Genomic DNA, 18,740 nt, shown 5'->3' with positions numbered 1-18,740 from the left:
TTAGAGATTGTGAGTTTTTTATAAAAATCACCTAAAAGGAGAACAGTATGAAAAGAACACTAGGCGGTACAAGCCGCAAGAGAAAAAGAACCTCTGGTTTTCGCGCCAGAATGCGGACACCAGATGGCAGAAACGTGATTAGTGCCAGGAGAAGAAAGGGACGTCACCGTTTGAGCGTTTAGGCCATATTCAGCTAAAAGAGCATCTGTGGCTTTGCCCAAAGCAAATCGGCTAAAATCTCGCAAGGATTTCCAGGCAGTTTTCCGGGAAGGGATTCGGCGTCATGGCTTTTATTTAACATTGAGAGCCTTAAAGCCGTTGTGTTTAACAAAACCTTCTTTGGCCACTGCCACCCAGACTACACAAGCAACTGACTCAGCACATCTTGCCACCACGCGAATTGGCATTTCCATTAGTACAAAAGTCAGCAAAAGGGCAGTGGTTCGCAACCGAATTAAACGGCAAATTACTGCTGCTTTGCACAACTTGCTGCCCAAATTATCACCAGGATGGCGGCTAGTGGTCATTGTCAAACCCACAGCAGCAGAATCTAAGTGCGTAAGCCCACAATTTCTGCAAGAATTAGAGCAGTTGTTGGCACAAGCCGAGGTGTTCGATGGGAATTCGTGAAGATGTTTATTATGAAGGTGGACCCCATATTGGGGATTTGATTATCAACCTGCTGATAGGGTTAACTATCGTTGGCATACCATTAACAGTTGGGGCAATTGTCAGGGCATTGTGGCTGCGTTTCCGCATCACCGATCGCCGAATTACCGTGACGGGAGGTTGGCAGGGGCGTGATCGCACTGACATAATTTACTCAGAAATTGTCAAAGTCGTCACAATCCCCCGTGGCATTGGCTTATGGGGAGATATGGTGCTAACCCTAAGAAATGGGAGTCGTCTAGAATTGCGTGCAATTCCCAAATTTCGGGAAGTCTATGACTATATCAATGAAAGAATAGCTGCGAAAAATCCCGAATATAGCAGCACTGCCAATAAGTGATGGGATTAGGGCAAGCAGGGGAGGCAGTGGGTTGCGCGGGTTCCCCGCGTTGTAGCAACTGCCAAGAAGCAGAAAAAATGAGAGAGAAGAACCATACACCATGCCCCATGACGCCACTTGACGCCAGTCCGCTCAAGTCGGGATACCCTTTCGGCAGCTCCTCCTGGGGGAAACCCCCAAGACCGGACTGCCTCACCACACGGCTGGCTCATCCACTTGGGGAGACCCCTACAGCCCTTCAGGCATCCTACGGCAGGTGCTAGCCTCTCACAAATGGGAGAAGACCGCAGTGGCTCCCCCATGCCTCATTTAAATGTGCGGCTATCCGTAGTCAAGGATAGTCGCCGATAAATGATGATTTAGATAAATTAGATTCAGTCAGTTTACAGTACCTCAGGTTGAATTCAGAATAATGGATTTTGGTATCGGCTTTCTCTCGAACAACGTGATGCTGCCAATCATAGATTTTTTCTATGGTATTGTGCCTAGCTACGGATTAGCGATCGTTGCTTTGACATTGATAGTCCGCTTCGCGCTCTATCCCCTGAGTGCTGGCTCAATTCGCAACATGCGGAAGATGCGGATTGTACAACCTCTGATGCAGAAGCGGATGGCAGCAATAAAAGAGCGCTATAAGGATGAACCGCAAAAGCAGCAGGAGGAAATGGTCAATGTCCAAAAAGAATTTGGCAACCCCTTAGCAGGCTGTTTTCCATTACTAGTGCAAATGCCGGTCTTATTAGCGCTGTTTGCCACTTTGCGAGGTTCGCCTTTTGCAAGTGCGAACTACAGCGTTAACCTGCAAATCTTTCCTGCAGAACAAATCGAACAAATTCAACCGCAAGCCTTTGCCACTGCTGCTCAAAATATTTACGTTGCAGATGGGGAACACGTTAAAGTAGCTGCAATTCTTCCTAGTGGTAACAAACTAACAGTAGGAGAACAAACTAAGATCCAATATCAGACTATTCAGGGCAAACCATTTCAGGTACTCTTAGCAGAACACCCAGAAAATAAGCTGATTCCTGATTGGAAAGTCACCAAAGGTGAAGATCGGATAAAAATTGATACCCAGGGCAATGTAGAAGCCTTGCAGCCCGGAGAGGTCACCATTCAAGGAACAATTCCTGGACTAGCAGCAGAAAAAGGCTTTTTATTCATTGATGCTTTAGGCAGGGTTGGTGCAACTGATCCAGATGGCACAATCCACTGGGATATTGTCGCCATGATCGTCTTCTTTGGAATCAGCCTTTATGTTAGCCAAATGCTTTCTGGGCAAAATTCCAGCGGTGGCAATCCGCAGCAGGATACAGTTAACAAAATCACCCCAGTCATCTTTTCTGGGATGTTTTTGTTCTTTCCCCTACCAGCTGGGGTGCTGATGTATATGGTGATTGGTAATATTTTCCAAACCGCACAAACTTATCTTCTTTCCCGCGAACCTCTATCAGAAGAACTGCAAAAAATCGTAGAAACTCAAGAGAAGGAAGCAGCAGTCAGCGAACAAAAGGCATTGCCATTTGAACGGAAAAGTTCTAAGAAAAAGGCGACAGGCGGATCATGAGCAACATTCCGATGCAGCGAGGTCAGCAGTGGTTAAAAACCCTGCTGGAACTCACTGGAATACCTGCACAGATTCAGGGTCATTTAGAAACTACCCAATCTCTTGACGACGATTCCCCAGAACCAGATAACTACTGGTTGACAATTGACAAAACTAATTTGACGACAGAACAAATCCAGGTATTAATTGGTGCCGATGGTTCTGTACTAGATGCGATTCAGTATCTAGCAAATTCGGTTCTTAACTTAAGCCAACCCCAAGAGGAACAAGCCTCTTACACCATTGAGTTAAATGGCTACCGGGTCAAAAGAGAAGCAGAAATTCGCGCATTAGCAGAAGCAGCAGCCGATGAAGTGCGCTTTTCTGGTAGAGAAGTGGAAATTAAATCCCTTAGTTCTGCTGAAAGGCGTCAAATCCATACCTTCTTGAAGGAATTTGGAGATTTGGAAACCTTTAGTCGCGGTAAAGAGCCGCATCGTCATCTGGTTGTCCGTCCAGCTTCGTTGGAAGAAGTTAGGGGTTAGGAGTTGTTCAATTTTAGATTTTGAATTTTGGATTTTGGTGAAGCAGCGCGGTCTTCTCCTAAGGGGAGACGCTTTAGCGCATAGCGCTGCGCCTGTGGCATGGCTTCTCTACGAGAGGCTGCGCGAACGCTTAGAGCGAGTCCTTAAGTGTCTGGGGGTTTTCACGCCACTTGCTTTATGCCTCTTAACCCGTCCACCGCAGTGGCTCCCCATGAGTGACTGCACCAACCCGAAGGGATTGAAGGGAAAATCTAAAATCCGAAATTGGCAAAGTTAGGAGTTAATTGAAAGCTCATAACTATATAATTTCTAAATTTCTCTTGTTCCTAAAAGCTAAAATAAAGATGTACCATCAGTATAATTGCTGATAATCACCATTAATTTTCGTGAGGATATCTCACAAATCCTATGGACGCAATTTATATTCCGCAGCTAACTAGAGCATCGGAGCGGACAGAGGAAGTTCAGGTTCAGGAATTTCTGCCTGGTCTGGAAACGTTGACACCAGTTCGCGGTCATGTGCGCGTGCAGCATCATGGCAATTACTTGGAAGTGTCCGGTCAGGCAGAAACAATTATTACTTGTACCTGCAACCGCTGTTTGCAGCAATACAATCGACGTTTAGGGCTTGATACGAAAGAAATCATCTGGTTAGACGAAACTGCAAATCAGCCAAATGACTTGCCTTTAGAACGGGAAGTGATCATGGAAGATTTGCTTGAAACCCTACCACCCGATGGTTATTTTTATCCCAACGAATGGCTGTATGAGCAGATGTGCTTGGCAATACCCCAGCGCCAGTTATGCGATCGCAATTGTCCAGGTATTCCTGCAATTACTGCTGATAGTTCTGATAGTCCTGAAACTCCAGTTGATCACCGTTGGGCTTCTCTGAAAGCATTAAAAAAGCAACTTCCGGGATAAATATTAAATGCGCCGTTTGCTGTATTACGGCGCAATTAATTATCTATTTGTAAGTATGAATTGCCTAGAGTACCTAACGCACCTGATAAACTCTATTCTTGATTAAAAAATCCTTTTTTGTGCAGCAAAGCAGCAACTTTATCAGTACACTCTATAGCTAATTCTGATGCCATTTCTTTAGTAAAAACTGTATTTTGTGGCATATATTTGAAGAAGTTTTCTATAACATTTTCAACTTGTTTACTGAAACTTTCATAAAATTGCTTATCATTTATGACGTTAAATAGGCAACTAATGGAATTCTGAAAAAGATGATGATTTAAGCCTGCCTCCTATTGAATTGAGTATTATATGTTCTTTGTAAGTATTGTCTGGACTAATTTCGCATTCGCAAATGTAACATTTAGACATATATTTTGCTAAATTCTTAAAATAGTCAATATTTAGAAATTTTAGCGAAACTAGTCTTAATTTGCCGATGAGAAACAATGTTTACATCCAAATTTTAATAATTTTCTGGCAATAGTCTATAAAAAAGTGAACAAATGGAATAGTTTTAAGCACCTGATTATCCTGACAGGTGATTCAACTATACTCACCACAAAAGAGCGCTCGCTCACCCTTAAGGAATATCTTACATAGAGCGATCGCACTAGCAACCGCTGTGAACTGGTAGATGTTAATTTTTTAGTTGTTAGAGGTGATACAAACCTGAACAATGAGAGAAGAACTAATAACCACAGCTAGATATGAACTTCCGTGAAGAGTTTAAACTGCTGCTACGCGCCCGCTACCCTTTGATTTATATTCCCACCTATGAAGAGGAGCGGGTAGAAGCAGCGATCCGGGAAGAAGCAACCAACCAGGGTAATCGCCCAGTGTATACTTGGGATTTTGTCGATGGTTACCAGGGAAACCCCAATGATGTTGGGTTTGGGCGGCGTAACCCGTTGCAAGCTTTGGAATTTATCGAAAAATTACCAGCTTCTGCGCCAGCAGTTTTGATTTTACGAGACTATCATCGCTTTTTAGATGATGTAGCGATCGCCCGCAAACTCCGCAACCTGTCCAGACTCCTGAAGTCGCAACCAAAAAATATTGTCCTACTGTCGCCGCGCATCGCCATTCCTGACGATTTAACCGAAGTGCTGACAGTCGTCGAGTTTCCCTTACCCGCCGCCCCAGAAATTAAAACTGAGGTAGATCGCTTGCTGCAAAGTACTAGGAACTCCCTTTCTGGCAAAGTTCTAGATGACTTGGTGCGCTCTTGTCAAGGACTTTCAATGGAACGGATTCGCCGGGTCTTGGCAAAAGCGATCGCTACCCACGGTGAATTGCAACCAGAAGACGTAGATCTAGTTTTGGAAGAAAAGCGCCAAACTATCCGTCAAACCCAAATCCTGGACTTCTACCCCGCCACTGAGCAAATTTCTGATATTGGCGGACTGGATAACTTGAAAGACTGGCTGATCCGCCGGGGAGGTTCATTTACTGATCGAGCACGACAGTACGGATTACCGCACCCCCGTGGTTTAATGTTGGTGGGTATTCAGGGAACTGGTAAATCGTTAACGGCAAAAGCGATCGCTCATCACTGGCATTTACCCTTGCTACGTCTGGATGTGGGAAGGTTATTTGGTGGTTTGGTAGGTGAATCAGAATCTCGGACTCGGCAAATGATCCAAGTAGCTGAAGCCTTAGCTCCCTGTATTTTGTGGATTGATGAAATAGATAAAGCCTTTGCCGGACTTGGTAGCAAAGGTGATGCAGGAACAGCCAGCCGTGTGTTTGGGACTTTTATCACCTGGCTAGCCGAAAAAACCTCACCCGTTTTTGTTGTCGCCACCGCCAACGACATCCAAGCCCTACCGCCGGAAATGCTCCGTAAGGGGCGATTTGATGAAATTTTCTTTGTGGGATTGCCCACTCAAGAAGAGAGAAAAGCAATTTATGATGTTCATTTATCCCGATTGCGCCCCCATAACTTAAAAAGTTATGACATCGACAGGCTAGCATATGAAACGCCCGATTTTTCTGGGGCAGAGATTGAGCAAACTTTAATTGAAGCGATGCATATTGGATTTAGCCAAAATCGCGACTTTGCTACTGACGACATTTTAGAAGCAGCCAGTCAGATCATACCCTTGGCGCGAACTGCCGTAGAGCAAATTCAGCAACTCCAAGAATGGGCTGCTGCTGGGAGAGCGCGTTTAGCATCTAAACACAGTCCTTTGAGCGAACGCCTCCGGCGCACTACGTGAACGCATTCAGCAGTAGCTACAATTTAGTCAAAAGATCATAGTCAATAGTTAATGATCAATTATTATGGACTATTGATTCTTGTATGGATAGGTTACATTGCTTCTCTACTCGTAACCCTTGAAAGCCAGTTCAACGCCACTCCCCTCAATGGAGCAAACTTCCTCCCCACAGAGGTGGCTCCTCAACGGGGGAAATACGCACATGGCTGGCTTCCCTTGAACGCCACTTGACTCTTAATAATCAGGGTTTTAACTATGTTGTCTAGCGTAACAAAATTTCTACTTGGGTTTTTCTTAGCGATCGCTGTGCTAGTAGGTGGCGGTGTTGCAATTGCATTCTATTTCGTGAATCGCACCGGCATACCTCCTGCCAAACCCGTTTTTTCTAATGATAGCCCCTCGGTGAAAGCCCAAGCTCCAAAAGCAACTGAGCCTGGAGGAGGTAAACCCAGCCTTAAATCTGGAAATCAGGCTCAATCGTCTCCAACCTCCACTCCCACAGAATCATCAAAGGCTACCCCGTCACCAAAACCATTGCCATCGGGAGCTTACCGAGGGCGTGTTAGTTGGGCTGAAGGCTTGAGTTTGCGATCGCAACCAAATCAAGAAGCCGAAAAAATTGGTGGGGTTGGTTTTAATCAAAAAATTATTATTTTGTCAGAAAGCGAGGACAAATCCTGGCAAAAAATCCGTTTGGAAGGTAGCGAACAAGAAGGTTGGGTAAAAGCAGGTAATACTGAAAAAGTTGATCAATAATAGCCTAAAAAATTAGAGCAAATGGAATAAATACAACATTTATCACAAACAGGAAAACAAGACTAAAAATAAGATGCATCTACTCAATATCTTCATCTGGAATTAGTTGAGATTGCTTTCCCAAAAAACAGGAAGTATCTATCAATGTATCAATTGGAAGCTCAATTTGAAAAGTAGTTCCTTGCCCCTTGGTAGAAAGACAGTTGAGCCTACCACCATGTGTTTGAACGACAATCTGATAGCTAATTGATAATCCTAATCCAGTTCCTTGTCCAACTGGTTTAGTTGTGAAAAAGGGATCATAGATTTTATTTTGTACGTCTTCACTAATGCCAGTTCCATTGTCGAAAATTTGAATGTTGATCCAACCGACTTGATTAATGGTTGTTTTAATCCGAATTAAAGGTTTAAAACTGGACTTTGATTTTAAGTTACTCACCTTCTCTTCTAACACATCAATAGCATTTGCAAGAATGTTGAAAAATACTTGGTTTAACTGTCCAGGATAGCAATTTACTAAGGGTAAATTACCATATTCTTTAATGACAATAATTTCTGGACGATTGTTAGGCGGATAACTAATACGATTCTGAAGAATAAGCAGTGTCGAATTAAGTCCTTCATGGATGTCCACAGCTTTCAATTGTGCCTCGTCTAGACGAGAGAAGTTACGCAGGGATTCCACAATATGCTTAATACGTTCTGCTCCGGCTTGCATTGAGTTGAGTAGTTTAGGTAAATCTTCTAGCAAGAATGGTAAATCAATAGACTCTAATTTCGCTTGAACCGCAAGCTCTGGTTCCGGATAATGTTGCTGATAAGTGTTGATTAATTCTAAGAGTTCCCGCAGATAAATTCCCGTATGAAAAAGGTTTCCATAAATGAAGTTAGCAGGATTGTTAATTTCATGAGCAACTCCCGCTACTATTTGTCCTAAAGACGACATTTTTTCTGCTTGAAGAAATTGCAATTGAGCTTTCTGAAGTGCCAACATGGCTGTCTCTAATTCTTCAGACCGAGACTTAGCTAGAGCAGCTAACGCTTCTTGGTTTTGTAAGGCTTGTTTGAGACGTTCTTCGTTTTCTTTAAAATCAGCTGTTTTGACTAGTTGAACACTTAATTGTTCGTTGAAAAAAGATGTGATCAGCGTCCATCCTAGAAGGAGTAATGTGAATAAGCCAATAATCGCAGCCATCCAATTGGTTGCAGCGCTATCAACTGCTGAAAAATCGACCAATTCGACGACTGAAAAATGGGTAGCCATCATCCCTGTGTAATGCATTGAGGGAATGGCAGCACCCATAATAATTGCACTGCCAATCCTCAAAATGCGTCCTGTTACTGTACTATTAGCTCTGAGGTTAAACCCCAGCCAGAGAGCAACCAGTGAGACGAGAATGGCGATCGCAATCGAAAGTGCAACCACACTCAAGTCATAGGACATTTTGGCTGGTAAACGAATAGCAGCCATACCCGTGTAGTGCATTGCACTAATCCCTGTGCCCATCAGGATGCTACCACTCAACAACCGCAAAATACCAAATTCTGGCTGGCTAACTAAGTACAGGGCTAATCCAGAGGCGAAAATTGCAGGTAGCACCGAAATCAAAACTGTTAACCAGTCATAGTCAATCGGAATCGGCAGACTGAACGCCAGCATAGCAATAAAATGCATTGCCCAAATGCCGATTCCCATAGCGATCGCTCCCCCTAGCAGCCACCGCCACCTTGACTGCGATTTAGCGTCTGTGACTCTTATAGCTAGATCAAGTGTGGTGTAAGCCGTAAGTATGGCAATGGCAACGGAGAATAAAGTTAAACGAATATCGTAGATCCCGTGGAGCATTAGGTTGAATATTATCCGCAATTCAATGGAAGACTAGACCCACTATTTGTCTGCGTTGCTCATTCTCTAAACCCAAATGGGTATAGCAAAAATTTTGTCAGGCAAATAGAAAACAAGCCTCCAAAGCTTTACATTGTTTATTATTCCCCCTACATAAACTTGTGTATCATATAAGTTGGGGAATTTTTATGTAAATAATAATACTAAAAAAATACAGTAGAGATAAAGTGGTAGAATCCTCTGTATCTATAACTTGAAAAAAGCAAGTGAAAACAGGGGTAGATAGCTATTTAACCAAGCTTGCCTCATATACTGAGGCATCCGAAAGCATCAAGGTTGTTTCTACCGTAGCTAATTTCAAATTTTTGAATTGGAAAAATTTATATAGCGGTGCGGTGATACGTCTTTTGTCTGTGGCACTGGTTACGGGGCTTGTGAGTATAGCTGGGCAAGCTTTAGCACTTCAGAAAATAGGAAGTAATGGGGCTGAAGTTAGCAATAGCCAGAGGTGTTTAAAAAAGTTAGGCTACTTTAACGGCCCGGTGAGTGGCAAGTTTGCTAGTTTGACTCAGAATGCTGTGATCAAATTTCAGCAAGCCAATAGAATACCTGCTAATGGGGTTGTGGGTACTAATACTCAACGAGCCTTGCAACGAGCATGTCAGAGTAGAACTTATAGTAGGAATACCAGTGGCACATTGCGCTCGCCAAGTGATCAATATCCTGTTCTCTCTCAAGGCAAAAGTGGTGCAGCCGTGACAAGGTTGCAACAGCGTCTACGACAGTTAGGCTATTTGAATGCTAATCCCAATGGGAATTTTGGCCCAATGACCAGAGATGCTGTAATTAGATTCCAGCGAAATTATCGCATAGCTGCTAACGGGATTGTAAATCGACAAACTTGGAACACACTGCTGGGTTACTCTCCGACTCCAACCAGATCAAGTTTCTCTACTCAACAAGTGAGAGAACTACAAGTGCGTTTGCGGCAGCTAGGTTATTTTAAGACTAATCCCACTGGAAATATTGGCCCAATTACTAGAAAAGCTGTCATTCAATACCAGCGAAATTATCGCCTACCTGTTAATGGTATTGCCAATGCCCAAGTCTTGGAGTCAGTGCGTAGAACCTCCACAGGTGGATATACTACTCAACAACCAGGCAGAAATTATCTGACTGTAGGCGATCAAGGAGATAATGTCAGATTAGTTCAAGAGCGTTTGTTGCAGATGGGTTTCTCTAATACCAATTCTGATGGCATTTTCAACGATTACACCAGACAATCTGTGATTGCATTCCAGCAATCTTCTCGACTTAATTCTACTGGAAATGTAGATTGGCAAACTTGGCAAGCATTAGGGTTGAATAGCTCAACTGTGGGCAATTCTGCTGAGACTAATGGTTATGTATTAACTGAGACTAATGGCTATGCATTACCTCCTACTAATGGCTATGTAGTACCTGAGACTAATGGCAACACATTAGTTGCTAATAATCCTTACAGAGTAATAGTGCCAATTTCCAATGATGATACTTTGAGTAAAGTGCGACACTATATACCCAGTGCTGTCGCGGAGCAATCCAATTTAGGGGATTATGTGAATGCTGGGGCATTTAGCGATCGCGCACAAGCAGAAACGTTATCAAAAAAGCTCCGCTCCTATGGTCTGGATGCACGGGTAAAATACAATTAAATTGACAAACTCAACTGCGAACCTTGCTGAGTTTTATTAACTTCAATCCTAGCTTGGAAAGCTTCTTTGAGGTGGGGCATATGGGTGACAGTGAGGATACAGGCAAAATCAGAGGCGATCGCATTAATCGCTGCAATCAAGCGATCGCATCCTTCAGCATCCTGTGTACCAAAACCTTCATCCACAATCAACAATTGTAACGCCGCCCCCGCCCGTTGCGCTAATAATTTCGCCAAAGCCAAACGGATGGCAAAGTTAATTCTAAAGGCTTCTCCACCAGAGTAAGTTTCATAAGCTCGCGTTCCTCTAGAATCGGCGATTAAAATATCCAAAGTGTCTATCAACTTGGCATTTTTCTTGGTTGATTTAGCACTGCGTCCAGCTTTTTGAGTAATAAATTGTACATGAAACTGATTTCCACTTAGCCGCGAAAGTAATTGATTTGTTTCGGCTTCCAGTTGCGGTAACACATTCTCAATCATCAGTGTTTGGATGCCATTTTTACCAAAAGCTTGCGCTAGTTCCTGATAAACACGATATTCCTGCTTGCAAGATTGTAGTTGCTGCTGTTGTTGTTCATACTGAATTTGCAGTGTTTCCAATTGGTGCGCCAACTGTTCTAAACGCCCCAACTTGGCTATTTGCTCATCGAGTTGCCGTCTACGTATTGCTAACTGCTGCTCTAAAGCTTGAATTTGGATAGATGGATTAGCTGTTGCTTGTAGTTGCTGGATAATGCTTTCGATTTGTCCGCCGAGTTTTTGCCACTCCGTTACTCTGGCGTTTCTGGATTCCTCTAACTCTTGCAATCTCGTCTGGAGTTGGGGATACTGCTGCTGGGCTGATAGCAGTTGTTGATAGCGCAAATGCCAAGATTGAGCTTGGCGGACAGCTAGACGCAGATTGTTGTGCTGCTCGGAACTGTAGCCAATTTCGGTAATGTGACGTTCAAGAGCCGCGATTTGTTTAGCACATTCAGAATCAGTCTGATCCTGCTGGATTCTGGCTTGTAATTGAGCAATTTGAGATTCTAATTCTGGTTTTCTGGCTAATAGTTGCGCTTGTCGCTTAGTCGCATCTTTAATCTGCTGGAGTTTAATTTCTGCCCATCGCCACCGCTCAACTTCGCTCCGGGCAAGGGCGTGGTCTTGTTCATTATAATTAACTTGTTGCAGATATTGATCTAGCTGCCGGAGTTCGGCTTGTTTATCGGGAGCATAATCACCAGCTTGGAGCGATCGCTCTAAATGTTGTTTTTCAGCAGCAATTTGTTGTAACTGTTGTTGGACATCAGTTGTAGCTTCCAACTGTGCTGCCAACTGCCCCCGTTGTTCGCGTAACCCATCGTAACCCGCCAATTGTTGGGAAATTTCTCGATATTCCTGCCTCAGTACCTGAATTTCTCTGTCAGACACAGCCATTTGTTCCCGAACTACCCAAAACTGCCCTTGAGTATCCTCTATCTCAGCCTGGGTTTTTTCCACCACCCGACTCCAGTGATGTTCGTCTAAAGGACGCTCACATAATGGACAAAGTGCTTCAGGATTTTGGAGCATTTGCAATTTCTGCTCTAATTCTCCCAGCATTTTTTCATAGTCGCGTTGATGAGCTTGCAGACGTTCGATAAAATGCCGCCTTTCTTGCCCTTTTTCCTGCACTCGTTGCAGATAAACCCGCTTTTTCTCCAATTCCTCAATTTGGATTGCCACATCCATCACCGCTTGTTGCAGTTGCGGTTGGCGGCGGTGCTGGCGTTGCAATTGGTTCTCAGTACTTTGCAGTTGTTCGAGTCGCGCTACTAAACCAGCATGGGTGCGATCAAGTTGGCTTTGTAAAGTTGCTCGTTGTTGTAACAAGGGAGTAACTTGCATTTGCAGTTGATCTAAGCGAGCAATATGGTGACGGGCTGCGGTTAGTTGTGACAAAGCAGCTTCTACTTCACCTGATTTAGTCAGAGTTTGCTGAATTTCTCGCTCTTGTTGCTGCAAAGCTTCAATTTGGGCTTGGGCCTGTTGCAGTTGCCGTTCGATTTCGTGAATTTGTTTGGTAAGCTGTTGTTGCTTTTGTTGGCGAGTCTGCCCAGCGCGGGTATATTCTTCAAATTTGGTAGCAAAGGCTTCTTCTTGAGATTGGAGACTTTGATATTGGGCGTATCCAGCTTTAATCTCAGCTTCTTGATGTAATATTTTTTCTAAATCTGATAGCTGAGAGCCAATAGCTGATTGTTCTTGTTGGAGGCGATCGCAATCTTGGGTAAGATTTTGGTATTGCTGCTTCACAAAACTGAGTTGTTGTTCCCAATTTTGGCGCTGGTGCTGGACAACTTGCAAACTTTGTAATTGAATATTATCAAAAGCTTGCACCTGTTGCAGTTGGTTTAGTTCGGCTTCTAACTCCACTCTTTGCGCTTCGGTTGTCTGGCGCTGTTGCAGCTGAATTTTTATCGACTCCAAAGAACGCTCTAGCTCTACTGCCTGTGCTTTGAACTGACGAGAAGATTCCTTTGCCCGTTCTTCCAAATCATCGTACTGATTGAGTTTCAACAACTCTGCTAAAATTTCTTTGCGTTCTGTCGGGCGCTTGAGCATGAACTCATCTGCACGCCCTTGACGTAAGTATGCAGAATTAATAAATGTATCATAATCAAGCTTGATGTGTTCTAAAATCAAATCTTGGGTTGCTCTTACACCTTTGCCAGTGAGTGAGCGAAACCCAGTTGGTATTTCAATTTGAAATTCCAGAACGCTAGTACCTCCCCGAATTCGGGTACGAATCACCCGATATTTTTGCTGGTTGCTTTGGAAAGTAAAATCAACCCGAACTTCTTTTGCGCCAGAATAGATGACATCATCTTCAACATTGGCACGGCTTTCACCCCAAATTGCCCAAGTGATTGCTTCCAAAAGTGAAGATTTACCCGCACCATTGGAACCCGAAATACAAGCCGTATGCAAACCGCCAAAATCTAAAGTTGCATCACGGTAACTAAGAAAGTTTTTGAGGATAAGTTGTACTGGGATCATTCACGCTATAGCGCCACATCTACTTTTAATAAATAACAGTACAGATGCACTGTTTGTTAGTTTAGCTATCTAGATATCAGGTTTCTAGTCTTGAAGACATCAATTTTACAAAATTTAACAATAGGATGAGCAAATTTTTCTTGTTGCATGAAAAAGTTTTGCTGTCTTTGGAGAAAAATAAAACTTATGTGGAGGTTTCTTGTTATTTCTGCCTCTTATCTGAGAGAAAAACATTCATAGAAGAGTGGCAATACTGCGTAGGTTTTGCCTAAAGAATCACTTTGGTGTAGGTTGGGGAGCCAGTGCGTTGGGCGGCTCTGCCGACTTGAAGCAAGTGGCGTTTGAGGAACGTAGCAAGATCCCGCAGGGTAACCCAACAAACCATACAAAATGTTGGGTAACGCATTGCCTCAACCCAACAGATGATATCAGGCGATGGCGTAGCCCAGAGCAGGCATCGCACTTTTGATCTCAATGTCTGTGTCTGAGCCGTCCCCCCTTCTTCATCGGGGAGACTACAGGGGGGTTAAAACGATCTCAAATTCTCACGAATGATTTAGGACTGCTATATATCCTTGGACTCCATAAACCTGTCAGTTCACAGATAAGGGCACTCTACTGCCGAGGCAAGGTCGGATCAAGTTATCCGGAAACTTCTCAACGTCTCCCCTCTATCAGGTTTCTGCGATGCGATCTGCTTTGCAGCAACGCTTCGTGATCGCTTTCAGCCCCGAATCATCCCTACTCAATCTTCCAATTAGGCGTATAACCAGAAGTAACTTGGCTATACATTTGCAAGACCGATGCAAAAATACGTCCTGAGAGTTTTGCGATCGCCCATAGCGCTCTTGTAAAATCATTTTCAATTGTTGAGAATTCGCCTAGGAAAAAGTTTATGGCAGATAAGTCCGGTCAAGACCCCTCGGAAATCACAGTGGCAACGGTTGATGAAGAACGAAAAGGCGCAACTTTCAGCGGTACGGTCATCCTTGGTATAGATCCTGAGGGTGGGGCAGTCGTTTTCTTTAGAGACTTTTTAATTGAAGATTATAAAGGCGAACTTACCGCTTATCTGGCAACAGATGGCGATATAACGAAAAGCATTGATTTAGGCGAACTCGATCATAAAAGCCCCAGTTTTAAGCTGCCAATTCCGCTGGGAACGGATACATTACCCTACAATACAGTCGTGTTGAGCGACAAAAAAAGCAAGAAAAAAATCCTGACGATCAATCTATAAAATTTGTAACTTAGCTCGTAGTTCAGCCAAATTCGATTGCCCTCCTGTATAGATCTCAAATGGGTTCTATAAGCAACAGATACTTCAAAGTCGTTTTGAGGTACTTCAAAGTCGTTTTGAGGTACTTCAAAGTCGTGTTGAGGTACTTCAAAGTCGTGTTGAGGTACTTCAAAGTCGTTTTGAGATACTTCAAAGTCGTTTTGAGATACTTCAAAGTCGTGTTGAGGTACTTCAAAGTCGTTTTGAGGTACTTCCAATACGGTTCGGTTAAGATCCCCCCGCCTGCGGCGACCCCCTTAAAAAGGGGGTAAAAGAGGATGAGGATTATGAGCAAGCCTTTTTAAGGGGGGTTGGGGGGATATCCAGGGCAAAATATCACTAACCGAACCGTATTGGGAGTACTTCAAACATTGTCGCACCGCGATCAAGTACACAGGTGCTTACGCTTTCATAAATCTCCACAAACAAAGTGATGTCTACAACGGGCTACGCCTACACTTGACTTTTAAAACAGTCGCTACAAATCTTCAAAATTTACGCAGTATTGAGATGATTGGGCTAAATTTTGCCTCAAGGTAAAAGAATCAAGGTGATAGGGGAAAAAGCGTTAATATACTTAGTAAAAATGTATGTACATTTCTGAGATAGACATCATAAACCAATGGATATAGCTCTACTCGTTAAATTTCTCGCTCCCTGTCTGCCATATCTGTTGAATGTAGGTAATAAAGCTGTAGAAGGGGCATCTAAAAAAGTAGGTGAGGATGTTTGGAATAAAGCCAAAGCTATTTGGGCTAAGTTACATCCCAAAGTAGAGGCTAAGGAAGCAGCGAAAGAAGCAGCAACGGATGTGGCGCAAAAGCCAGAAGATGAAGATTTACAAGCAAGTTTGCGAGTGCAACTCAAGAAGATTTTAGAAGCGGATACAGCACTTGCAGAGGAAATAGCTAAGATTTTGCAAACATCGACTGACAAACCCGGAGACAATATTCAGGTCAGTGCTAATGCTTACGACCAAAGTAGGGTGAACCAAGTTGGGAAGATTGACGCAAACCAAGTAAGTTTTTAATTGAGTAGGGTGGATAAAGTACTGCCCACCCTACAAATTTTGATGTTTCGAGTTCTGAGTACGAACTTCCGAGTTCTGAACATGAAAGGCCGAGTTGCAAACACGAACTTCCGAGTTGCGAACACAAACGGCCGAGTTCCGAACACGAACGACCGAGTTCCGAACATGAACGACCGAGTTCTGAACACCAACTGCCGAGTTCCGAACACGAACTTCCGAGTTCCGAACACGAACTTCCGAGTTCCGAACACGAACGGCCGAGTTCTGAACACCAACTGCCGAGTTCACAGCCACAATATCAAGCAAAATTTTTACCTGCTATCAGCAATGGTAGAAAAACCCAACCCTAGTAACTCAAACAACATCGAAATGAATGTCACTGCTTCCGGTGACAGCAAGGTGACTCAGGTAGGACAGATAAATGCCGCCGAAGTCAAGATTATTGTTGAGCGAATAGAACCAATACTAGAGCGATTGCAACAAATCTCTCCACCAGAATCGCCGGGGGTTCTCAAAGCAGGGAATCCCGGTAAAAGTTTGGCTTACTGGCAAGGAAGAACAGCAGAAATCGCCCAAATACAGCAATGGTTAACTGATGAAAATACTTTTTTAATTGGTATAGAAGGCATCGGTGGCACAGGTAAATCGATCCTAGCTGCTAAAATTTACGAAGAAATTGAGGGTTTCCCCAAGCAATTTTGGGCTGATGTCAGTAATGGGGCAGGTTTTAGCGATTTAGCCCGCCAAGTCCTCAGTGAATTTGGCTTTCGGGTTCCAGAACAAGAAGCGCAGTTAGTAGAGGCGCTAGTTAGATGTTTACGTTCTGGGCAATTTTTACTGATTATTGACAACCTGGAGAGTTTATTACAACCTGATAGACAGTGGAGAAGTCTATTTTACGGCGACTTTTTCCAAGCATGGATAGAACATGGCGGTAATAGTAAGGTAATAGTCACCACCAGGGAAAGACCAGAATTAAAAGGCTTTGAGTGGCTACCCCTGAAAGGTTTGCAAGTAGATGAAGGGGTAGCACTGTTAACTGTATTAGGCATTCGGGGAGATTTAACGCAGTTTGTGGAATTAGTAGATGGGCATCCTCTACTGTTGAGATTGTTAGCAGACTTATTAAAGGCAGAATATTCACAAGACCCGGACTTAAGTAGGTTAGCAGATTTAGGCTTAGGGAATTTGCGGCAATTCTTGACAGATTCCCAAGTGGTAGGTATCCATCACCGGGAAAATGTGGGGATGGTGTTGGTGTTGGATGCCAGTTTTAATCGGTTGAATGAGTTACAAAAGGCGTTATTGCTGAATATTAGTGTTTATCGTGGTGCGGTTGACAGTGCAGCAGCAGTGGCTATGTTGCCGGGAAGTTCAGCATCAGAGATTGAGAGAGAATTGAGGAATCTGGTTAAGCGTTCTTTGTTGGTGGACAAACTCAATGGTAAGCGGCGATTTGATTTTCAGCCCGTGATTTTGGAGGATGTGCGGTATCAGGCTGGCGATCAGAGTGAGGCGCATCAAAAAGCCATAGATTATTATCGCTCAATTGCTAAACAACCGCCTTGGAAAACAAAAGATGATGTTAAAGAATACTTGGAAATCTTTGATCACTTTTATCAGTTACAAGATTATAACTCTGCCTTTGATAGTATTGGGATTTGCAATGATTTTTTAACCTTGCGGGGTTATTATGCAGACCAAGTAGAATTATATGGGCAATGGGTAAGTAAATGGGAAGAAATTGGCGCTAAAGAAAACTGGAATTATCAGGCTGCTCTCATTTTATTAGGCAATGCTTACTACTTCCTGGGACAGTACCAACGGGCGATTAAGTACTACCAGCAGTCTTTGGATATCAGAAGGGAGATAGGCGATCGCAATGGCGAAGGTAATTCCTTAATCGGTTTGGGCAATGCTTACAACTCTCTGGGACAGTACCAACGGGCGATTGAGTTGTTGCAGGAGTCTTTGGAAATCACAAGGGACATAGGCGATCGCAATGGCGAAGGCTTATCCTTAATGAATTTGGGCAATGCTTACAACTCTCTGGGACAGTACCAACGGGCGATTGAGTTCTTGCAGCAATCTTTGGAAATATCTAGGGAGATAGGCGATCGCAATGGCGAAGGTAATTCCTTAATGAATTTGGGCAATGCTTACAACTCCCTGGGACAGTACCAACGGGCGATTGAGTTCTTGCAGCAGTCTTTGGAAATATTTAGGGAGATAGGCGATTGCAATGGCGAAAGTAATTCCTTGGGCAATTTGGGCATTGCTTACGGTTCCCTGGGACAGTACCAACGGGCGATTGAGTTCCACCAGCAGTCTTTGGAAATATCTAAGGAGATAGGCGATCGCAATGGCAAAGGTAATTCCTTAATCGGTTTGGGCAACGTTTACTACTCCCTGGGACAGTACCAACGGGCGATTGACTTCCACCAGCAGTCTTTGGAAATATCTAGGGAGATAGGCGATCGCAATGGCGAAGGTATTTCCTTAGGCAATTTGGGCAACGCTTACTACTCTCTGGGACAGTACCAACGGGGGATTGAGTTCCACCAGCAGTCTTTGGAAATATCTAGGGAGATAGGCGATCGCAATGGCGAAGGTAATTCCTTAATCGGTTTGGGCAATGCTTACAACTCCCTGGGACAGTACCAACGGGCGATTGAGTTGTTGCAGGAGTCTTTGGAAATCACAAGGGACATAGGCGATCGCAATGGCGAAGGTATTTCCTTAATCGGTTTGGGCAATGCTTACAACTCCCTGGGACAGTACCAACGGGCGATTGAGTTGTTGCAGGAGTCTTTGGAAATCACAAGGGACA

Annotated in this window: 19 protein-coding genes; 14 read left to right on the top strand and 5 right to left on the bottom strand. The window is 43.7% G+C overall.

Annotation, left to right across the window (positions count from 1 at the left end; genetic code table 11):
• The first annotated feature begins 47 nt into the window (after positions 1–47).
• The 7 genes from rpmH to V7K21_RS18700 all read left to right on the top strand — a co-directional run bounded on the left by rpmH (position 48) and on the right by V7K21_RS18700 (position 4,021).
• Entirely contained in the window at positions 48–182 is a 135-nt protein-coding gene (rpmH, locus tag V7K21_RS18730; RefSeq protein WP_094327629.1) for a 50S ribosomal protein L34, read from the top strand.
• 25 nt (positions 183–207) lie between these two features.
• Positions 208–630, top strand: a complete 423-nt coding sequence (gene rnpA / locus V7K21_RS18725; protein WP_335176738.1) for a ribonuclease P protein component — start codon at positions 208–210, stop codon at positions 628–630.
• Positions 617–1,009 carry a PH domain-containing protein gene (locus V7K21_RS18720; RefSeq protein WP_335176736.1) on the top strand — a complete coding sequence of 131 codons (393 nt, stop codon included), beginning with the start codon at positions 617–619 and terminating at the stop codon, positions 1,007–1,009. The genes rnpA and V7K21_RS18720 overlap by 14 nt, the downstream gene beginning before the upstream one ends.
• Positions 1,010–1,126: 117 nt before the next feature.
• Positions 1,127–1,360, top strand: a complete 234-nt coding sequence (locus V7K21_RS18715) for a hypothetical protein (protein ID WP_335176734.1) — start codon at positions 1,127–1,129, stop codon at positions 1,358–1,360.
• 61 nt (positions 1,361–1,421) lie between these two features.
• The gene (yidC, locus tag V7K21_RS18710; RefSeq protein ID WP_335176732.1) at positions 1,422–2,573 is read left to right on the top strand and encodes a membrane protein insertase YidC; all 1,152 of its coding nucleotides are present in this window, start codon (positions 1,422–1,424) and stop codon (positions 2,571–2,573) included.
• Positions 2,570–3,097: a Jag family protein gene (locus V7K21_RS18705; protein ID WP_335176730.1), complete on the top strand. Its 528-nt coding sequence runs from the start codon at positions 2,570–2,572 to the stop codon at positions 3,095–3,097. The genes yidC and V7K21_RS18705 overlap by 4 nt, the downstream gene beginning before the upstream one ends.
• Positions 3,098–3,505: 408 nt before the next feature.
• On the top strand, positions 3,506–4,021 hold the full coding sequence (locus tag V7K21_RS18700) for a YceD family protein (protein ID WP_335176728.1): 516 nt from the start codon (positions 3,506–3,508) through the stop codon (positions 4,019–4,021).
• Between the two features lie 291 nt (positions 4,022–4,312).
• On the opposite strand, the gene V7K21_RS30810 is transcribed toward V7K21_RS18700, so the two are convergent.
• A complete protein-coding gene (locus V7K21_RS30810) occupies positions 4,313–4,432 on the bottom strand; it encodes an HNH endonuclease (protein ID WP_442948901.1) in 120 nt (39 codons plus the stop codon).
• 338 nt (positions 4,433–4,770) lie between these two features.
• Between V7K21_RS30810 and V7K21_RS18695 the strand changes: the two genes are divergently transcribed.
• The 3 genes from V7K21_RS18695 to V7K21_RS18685 are packed head-to-tail and all read left to right on the top strand — an operon-like array spanning position 4,771 to position 7,038.
• A complete protein-coding gene (locus V7K21_RS18695) occupies positions 4,771–6,282 on the top strand; it encodes an AAA family ATPase (RefSeq protein WP_335176726.1) in 1,512 nt (503 codons plus the stop codon).
• A gap of 51 nt (positions 6,283–6,333) precedes the next feature.
• Positions 6,334–6,513 carry a hypothetical protein gene (locus V7K21_RS18690; protein WP_335176724.1) on the top strand — a complete coding sequence of 60 codons (180 nt, stop codon included), beginning with the start codon at positions 6,334–6,336 and terminating at the stop codon, positions 6,511–6,513.
• 24 nt (positions 6,514–6,537) lie between these two features.
• The gene (locus tag V7K21_RS18685) at positions 6,538–7,038 is read left to right on the top strand and encodes an SH3 domain-containing protein (RefSeq protein ID WP_335176722.1); all 501 of its coding nucleotides are present in this window, start codon (positions 6,538–6,540) and stop codon (positions 7,036–7,038) included.
• A gap of 79 nt (positions 7,039–7,117) precedes the next feature.
• On the opposite strand, the gene V7K21_RS18680 is transcribed toward V7K21_RS18685, so the two are convergent.
• The gene (locus tag V7K21_RS18680; protein WP_335176720.1) at positions 7,118–8,884 is read right to left on the bottom strand and encodes an MHYT domain-containing protein; all 1,767 of its coding nucleotides are present in this window, start codon (positions 8,882–8,884) and stop codon (positions 7,118–7,120) included.
• Between the two features lie 266 nt (positions 8,885–9,150).
• On the opposite strand from V7K21_RS18680, the gene V7K21_RS18675 reads away from it, so the two are divergent.
• A complete protein-coding gene (locus tag V7K21_RS18675; RefSeq protein WP_335176718.1) occupies positions 9,151–10,578 on the top strand; it encodes a peptidoglycan-binding protein in 1,428 nt (475 codons plus the stop codon).
• Here V7K21_RS18675 and V7K21_RS18670 read toward each other — a convergent pair.
• From V7K21_RS18670 to V7K21_RS18660, 3 genes are all read right to left on the bottom strand, one after another.
• Complete coding sequence (locus tag V7K21_RS18670; protein WP_335176716.1) at positions 10,575–13,601, bottom strand: SMC family ATPase; 3,027 nt, start codon at positions 13,599–13,601, stop codon at positions 10,575–10,577. The two genes, V7K21_RS18675 and V7K21_RS18670, sit on opposite strands and share 4 nt — an antisense overlap.
• 268 nt (positions 13,602–13,869) lie before the next feature.
• Entirely contained in the window at positions 13,870–14,064 is a 195-nt protein-coding gene (locus tag V7K21_RS18665) for a hypothetical protein (RefSeq protein WP_335176714.1), read from the bottom strand.
• A gap of 211 nt (positions 14,065–14,275) precedes the next feature.
• Positions 14,276–14,461, bottom strand: coding sequence for a hypothetical protein (locus tag V7K21_RS18660; protein WP_322736366.1), 186 nt, complete (start codon positions 14,459–14,461; stop codon positions 14,276–14,278).
• Between the two features lie 35 nt (positions 14,462–14,496).
• Here V7K21_RS18660 and V7K21_RS18655 point away from each other — a divergent pair, with 35 nt between their 5' ends.
• The 3 genes from V7K21_RS18655 to V7K21_RS18645 form a co-directional block, all read left to right on the top strand.
• Positions 14,497–14,841 carry a hypothetical protein gene (locus V7K21_RS18655; RefSeq protein WP_334745911.1) on the top strand — a complete coding sequence of 115 codons (345 nt, stop codon included), beginning with the start codon at positions 14,497–14,499 and terminating at the stop codon, positions 14,839–14,841.
• Positions 14,842–15,502: 661 nt separating this feature from the next.
• On the top strand, positions 15,503–15,910 hold the full coding sequence (locus V7K21_RS18650) for a hypothetical protein (RefSeq protein WP_335176711.1): 408 nt from the start codon (positions 15,503–15,505) through the stop codon (positions 15,908–15,910).
• A gap of 165 nt (positions 15,911–16,075) precedes the next feature.
• A partial coding sequence (locus V7K21_RS18645) for a tetratricopeptide repeat protein (RefSeq protein ID WP_335176710.1) occupies positions 16,076–18,740 on the top strand: 2,665 nt, incomplete at its 3' end.

The sequence above is a fragment of the Nostoc sp. genome (assembly GCF_036919595.1).
Lineage (GTDB): Bacteria > Cyanobacteriota > Cyanobacteriia > Cyanobacteriales > Nostocaceae > Nostoc.
This window is presented reverse-complemented; position numbering and strand designations above follow the sequence as displayed.